Origin of the sequence: Microcystis sp. LE19-131.1A (genome assembly GCF_027532015.1) — a bacterium.
GTDB lineage: Bacteria > Cyanobacteriota > Cyanobacteriia > Cyanobacteriales > Microcystaceae > Microcystis > Microcystis ichthyoblabe_A.
Genome location: NZ_JAPZSS010000202.1, coordinates 1 through 6,013, shown reverse-complemented (window position 1 = coordinate 6,013; position 6,013 = coordinate 1). Strand labels below are relative to the sequence as shown.

Here is a 6,013-nt window from a genome sequence, read left to right as displayed (position 1 = left end):
AAATTACTGGTGCAAGTTGGGAATCTGGTAATGTACCGCAAGTCCTTCGTCATCGCTGTGCTTATCTAAATGGTTGCCTTTTTTAACTTTTTTATTGATCTCATTAAGCATTTCTACTTATTGCAAAGGTGAGATGCTCCCTGCTTATGACCGTGAAATTAGTGATATAGCTACTCAAATATACGTTAATCTTAGAATAAAAGGACAACTAATTACCCCGATTGATTTGTTTATTGCTGCGACTGCTATTTATTGCGATTATACTCTGATTACAGCTAACATTAAGCATTTTCAAAATATTCCCAATCTTAGTTATGAAAATTGGTATCTCTCAACAACCTAGCACTATTGTACTATTGCTAAGGCAGGTACACAGAAGCGGAACCTCTCTATCGAGAAGCGATTAATATTGCTACCCAAGTATTAGGAGACAATCATCCCCATACCCAAACCGTTTATCAGAATTATCTGAGGATGCTGTCTTAACTATCATTGGAATGATTGAATGATGAACTATGACTAGGGAGCTAGTTAAGAGTGGATTAGAGATGAAGATTGATTGAATGAACCAATCATAGTCAATCCCATAATCACATCAATCATAGTTAAGACCGTTGGAAAAGAGGGTTCGCAAGCGCACGGATTTTCCATTATGAATATAATATCATGTCAAGGGGCTTTTGTCAAGAGAAAAATTTTCTGACCCGGAAGTAATTCAACCTAAATAAAAACTGAGGATCAGAGCCACTAAAAAAGTCATTAACAGGCATAAAATTCCGAAATAAAGGACGATTTTAGGACGGAAAGCTGATAGGAGAAGGATAAAAGCTTTAATATCAATGAGGGAAGCGACCAGTAAAAAAGCTAGAGTGGAACCCACGGACAGATTAGTAATTAAAGAACCGGGGAGAAAAGTGCTAAGACTGGCATTAACAGGGAGAGTGAAACCAAAAAACAACTGCACGAGAATTTGAGTAACGGGAGTATCCCCCCAGGCAATTAATTGACTCTGAGGTAATAATAACTGAAAGATACTAGCGATGGCACAGCCAATAATTAATAATCCCCCTAATTCCAGTGCTTCATCGATAAAGTTATCGAGAAATAACTGCACAGAAATTGGCCAAGCTTGCCTATCTCTAGTTTTATACTCATAAACAAGACTGCCGACTCTTTGTAGGGGTTGACTGGCTGCTTCCTCCGGTAAAAAACTACCGGAAAGAACTAAACTCGATTCTAGGGGAATTTCGCTATCGGTGCGGGGTTTTTCCCGATAGAAACTAAAGAGAGTGCCGATAAAAATTGCCATTAACCACACCGAAAGCGATCGATAGAAGAAAATACTAGAATAGGTGAAAGTCTGCCAAGTTAGCCAAAGAGTGACGATATTTAGGGTAGGTGCAGCGGTGAGAAAGCTAAACACCACCCCTGGGGGTACTCCCTCTAATAAAAATCTTCTAGCGACGGGAATCGTGCCGTATTGTCCGACGGGTAAGATTAATCCGATTGTACTGCCAACGATCGCTCTTAACAGTCGATTACGGGGAAATATCGCCGCTAATCGCTGTTTATTGACGAAAACCAGCAAAAAACTGGAAACGGCTGTCCCCAAAAGTAAAAAGGGAAGCGAGGTCAAGACTAAACTAAGAAAAAAAGTAACGGCGATAGAAATTTGATTCATGAATAGGGTTCAAGATCGGAAGCTATCCTACAAAATAGCAGATAAGGTAAAAAGTAAGTAGTCGTGCCAAATTAATTTCTTGGTTAGGATAGGCACTCATGCAAAAGGCAAAAGGCACTCATGCAAGATGCAACAATAGGTTAGTTTGTTGAAATCAACAATTAAAAAGAACGTAAAGCGATTAATTGTGCCTCAGCTTTATGAAGGGATTCTAACCATTCTTTTTCGGGATCGCTATCGGCAACTATTCCCGCTCCCACTTGTCCCCAAACGGTGTTTAAATTCCCTTGAGTAGTCATTAATAGGGTACGGATGAGAATATTCAAATCTAAATGACCCCGTAGGTCAATATAGCCACAGGAACCATAGAATAAATTGCGTCGCACCGGTTCCAATTCTTCGATAATTTCTAGACAACGAACTTTCGGACAACCGGTAATTGTTCCCCCGGGGAAAAGAGCTTTAATTAAATCAATAGCATGATACTTTTTATCTAATTTTCCTTGAACATTACTGACCAAGTGCATAACATGGCTATAACGCTCGATCGTCAGTAATTCATCCACATAAACCGATCCCCATTCACAAACTCTACCTAGATCATTACGTTCTAGATCCACTAGCATAATATGCTCGGCCTGTTCTTTTTTATTAGTTAATAGTTCCTCGGCCAATTGTCGATCGAGTGCCTCGGTTTTACCCCGGGGACGGGTTCCAGCGATCGGTCTAGTGCTGGCTATTCCCCTTTCTAATTTGACCAATCTTTCGGGAGAACAACTAATCATTTCTCCCCAAGGGGTGCGCCAATAACTGGCAAAAGGAGAAGGGTTAATCTGTTGTAAACTGCGATAAATTTGCCATCCTTTTGCCTTAGTTGTGCTTTGAAATCTTAGGGATAAATTTGCTTGAAAAATATCACCTTTTCTGATATAATCTAAGGCTTTTTTAACAGCTTTTTCGTAGTCGAGTTGAGAAGTATAAAAGATTAAGGGAGAGGGTTGGGGATCGATGAACTCAAAATCGGGGTTAGTGGTTAAAGATTGTTCGTATTTATCTAAATCTTCAGGTTTAGTGGCAGCTAACCAGAGAATTTGTGCTTGGTGATCGAGAATGGCAAAACTATCCGGTTCATACCAATAAGCGACGGGAAAAGGGAGAGTATCAGCTTTCCTGTCGGGTAATTTTTCTATTTCCCAAGCTAAATCGTAGCCTAACCACCCCAACCAACCGCCATGGAAGGGAAGATGATCGGGAAGATGATCACATCGGGGTTGGAGGAGTAAACTGCTTAAAAAGGGCAAAATTTCCCCTAATGCAGGGGTCCAAAGCTGACGCGGGGAACCAGCACAAAGAGAGTAACGGGAGAGGGAATTACCCGGATAGGGACTTTCTAGTAAAGTAGCGATCGCATCTTGGGAGAATAAGCAGGCAAAAACCTCGGAACCAGTGCGCTGATGCAGAGGAAGCGATCGCCAATGCCATGCTAAAGGTTTTTGCATCTAAAATCGCGGGCTAAAATAGCTGGAAAATTGGGTATAACTAGGGTTTTGGTGTTAGTTGTGGGGGAGTTGATCTTTCCTATCTGCTAACACCTATTATCTTAGTCCTAAATGTTTGCTGCCTCGTAATTATCCCCGATAATCGAGGTCAATTTCTTTAGAACCGCCGCGCTGTAATTGGCCTAACAATTCCCCTAACTGACTCCAAACCAGACCACCGATAAAGATAGTCATCGGGAGAGAGATAGCGTAGGCAACCCAACCATTGAGAATAAATATATCTAATCCCGAGGCCAGGAAAAGACAGATTCCTACACAAATACCAATAAAAGGAATTTGTAAGGAACTGGATTTTAAAAGATTTTGATCGTCTGAACCCTTATTTTTATACCAATTGTTAACCACTTGCTTGAGACTAGCTTCAAAAGCAGCCCCGCAGGTAATACCGATAAATAAACCGGCAAAAACTAGAAAATAGGGTGGTTGGGGCAGAAAATAATAATCCATAGAAAAAGTGATTAACCGATGATGACCTTAAACACTTTAACGCGAACTGGTTTCTCGCGGAAGGACAGCGGCCACACCTTGGGACGATAATTCCCGAAAAGCGCTCATGGCCACATCCAAGAGTCGCCGCGGTTGCAATTCTCCTTGAATTAAACTCCAGAGACGTTGCACTTCGGCAGTATGGAGACGGTCATCTTCCGTTAAAGCTAATAGCAATTGACGACGCAGATAACGACCTTCTTCCGAGAGAAGAAAAGTGATGCCTAATTGCGCTGTGGGCAGTAAATCGAAGTTACTTTCCGATCGAGCCATTGTAATCATGTTTTCTAGGCGTTGCCACTGGAATTTACCGTTTTTGAACAGTACATCCAGTAAACGCCGGCGCAGTTGAGGCGATTCCCCGGTCAGGAGACGTTTAGCGACGTAGGGATAGGCCACTTGGACGATTTTGAAGTTAGGATCGAGGGTAAGGGCCACCCCTTCTTGGGTGACGAGGGAACGAATAATCAGGGCGAATTTGGCGGGAATCCGGAAGGGATATTGGTACATCAATTCGGAGAACTCATCGGTAATAGTGCGGAAATTGAAGTCACCGACCCTTTGACCGATGGCATTGCCTAAAACCCGTTCTAGAGCCGGAATAATGGGTTTTATATCCGTTTCTGGGGTTAAAAATCCCAGTTTGACAAAGTTGGCGGCCAGGTTTTCGTAGTCTTTGTTAATTAAATCGACGACGCAACTAGCGAGGGTTTCTTTAGTTTCCTCCTCTAACTGGTCCATCATGCCAAAATCAATATAGGCCATGCGACCATCAAAAGTGGCGAAAAGATTACCCGGGTGGGGATCAGCGTGGAAAAAGCCGTGTTCGAGGAGTTGCTGTAATCCGGAGGTTACGCCGATTTTAACGATACTATTGGGGTCTAATCCTAAAGCTTTGATATTCTCGGTATCGGTGAGTTTATAGCCATCAATCCATTCCAGGGTGAGGACGCGGCGACCACTATAACGCCAGTAGATACTGGGAACTTTAACTTCGGGGTTATTTTGGAAGTTGGTGGCGAATTTTTCAGCGTTGCAACCTTCGTTTTGATAGTCGATTTCCTCAAAGAGTTTGGTGCCGAATTCATCGACAATCAAGGTGAGGTCATGGCCGAGATTGAGGGGTAATAAACGACCAAATTTTTGGGCAGCCCAGCGCATTAGGTATAAATCGAGGCTTAAAAGCGCCCGCAGCCCCGGTCTTTGCACTTTAACGGCTACTTCTTCGCCGGTGGGTAGAATAGCTTTGTAAACCTGTCCTAAACTAGCGGCAGCCACGGGGGTGGGGGATATTTCTCGATAGGCTTTTTCTACAGGCATCCCCAATTCTGTCTCGATAAGGGCAAAAGCGATATCGTTATCGAAGGGGGGAAGTTGGTCCTGCAGTTTAACTAATTCGTCTAAAAAGTCTTTGCGAACGAGGTCGGGGCGGGTAGAGAGAGCTTGACCGACTTTGATGAAGGTGGGACCCAAACGGGTGAGAATTTGCCTAAGTTCGCTGGCACGCCTGTATTTATTGGCTTCTTCTTGCTTTGTCCATTTGTCCCAGAGGAGACTGAGGAGAAATAATCCTAAAGACCAAGTAATCACGAAAGCGCGACCGAACAATTGCCAAGGTTTGTAACGGTATTGTTGAGCGATCGCTTCTGCACTGTAAGGAGTGAACTGTGTTTCTTCTCGTTTCCGGTCAGTTTGACTGTCTTGATGCCGACTCACTAGCTAATCTCTATATATCTTACGCCACTTGATATTGTAGCTAAGTTCTTGACATCAGTATACAAAACTACACATTATTTAATAATTGTTATAATTCCCTGAGAAATCATAAGTATTTATTGCTGGACTGCTGGGGAAATTTTCGGCTAGTGGATGTCCTCAAGTACCTGATGGATATTTTCAACAAGCTGTTCTATAAAGGTAACGGCATCATTAACGAGATTTTCATCGATATTCCAGCGACTGCCAATGCCATAACTCGGGTCTATATCAGCTTCGTGGGCGATTTTGTTCCTTCGATCAACAATTATGCTAAGTTGGCTTTTAATATCTTTGGCTGGTTTATTTAGTTTGCTGGCCACTTCTTCCCACAATTTCTTGGCTGAAATTAATCTAATGGCCTCCGCTATCTTGTCCGGTTGTTGAAAGCTTTTATATCTGAGGTTTTCTCTAATTTCAGTCTCTAGCCAATAATTACTATTAAGTTTGTTGGTGAGGAGATTTTCAATCATTGGTAGTACCTCGGAAATTGAGCGGCTCTTCTCGACTTTGTGTGATAATTTTTGCTTAT

At 42.4% G+C, this 6,013-nt stretch carries 5 protein-coding genes and 2 pseudogenes; 2 read left to right on the top strand and 5 right to left on the bottom strand.

Annotation, left to right across the window (positions count from 1 at the left end; genetic code table 11):
- Positions 1 to 145: 145 nt before the first annotated feature.
- Together O9323_RS22715 and O9323_RS22710 are read left to right on the top strand one after the other, a co-directional pair.
- Positions 146 to 343, top strand: a pseudogene (locus tag O9323_RS22715) (PIN domain-containing protein); the annotation flags it as partial.
- Between the two features lie 32 nt (positions 344 to 375).
- Positions 376 to 486 (top strand): annotated as a pseudogene (locus O9323_RS22710) (tetratricopeptide repeat protein); the annotation flags it as partial.
- Between the two features lie 229 nt (positions 487 to 715).
- Here O9323_RS22710 and O9323_RS15170 read toward each other — a convergent pair.
- From O9323_RS15170 to O9323_RS15150, 5 genes are all read right to left on the bottom strand, one after another.
- Entirely contained in the window at positions 716 to 1,681 is a 966-nt protein-coding gene (locus tag O9323_RS15170) for a permease (RefSeq protein ID WP_288125376.1), read from the bottom strand.
- Between the two features lie 161 nt (positions 1,682 to 1,842).
- Complete coding sequence (locus tag O9323_RS15165; RefSeq protein WP_149107961.1) at positions 1,843 to 3,180, bottom strand: anthranilate synthase component I; 1,338 nt, start codon at positions 3,178 to 3,180, stop codon at positions 1,843 to 1,845.
- A gap of 129 nt (positions 3,181 to 3,309) precedes the next feature.
- Positions 3,310 to 3,687 carry a hypothetical protein gene (locus tag O9323_RS15160; RefSeq protein ID WP_002734118.1) on the bottom strand — a complete coding sequence of 126 codons (378 nt, stop codon included), beginning with the start codon at positions 3,685 to 3,687 and terminating at the stop codon, positions 3,310 to 3,312.
- Between the two features lie 36 nt (positions 3,688 to 3,723).
- Complete coding sequence (locus O9323_RS15155; protein WP_016516864.1) at positions 3,724 to 5,442, bottom strand: ABC1 kinase family protein; 1,719 nt, start codon at positions 5,440 to 5,442, stop codon at positions 3,724 to 3,726.
- Positions 5,443 to 5,588: 146 nt separating this feature from the next.
- The coding region (locus O9323_RS15150; RefSeq protein ID WP_288125375.1) for a HEPN domain-containing protein at positions 5,589 to 6,013 on the bottom strand (425 nt) is incomplete at its 5' end.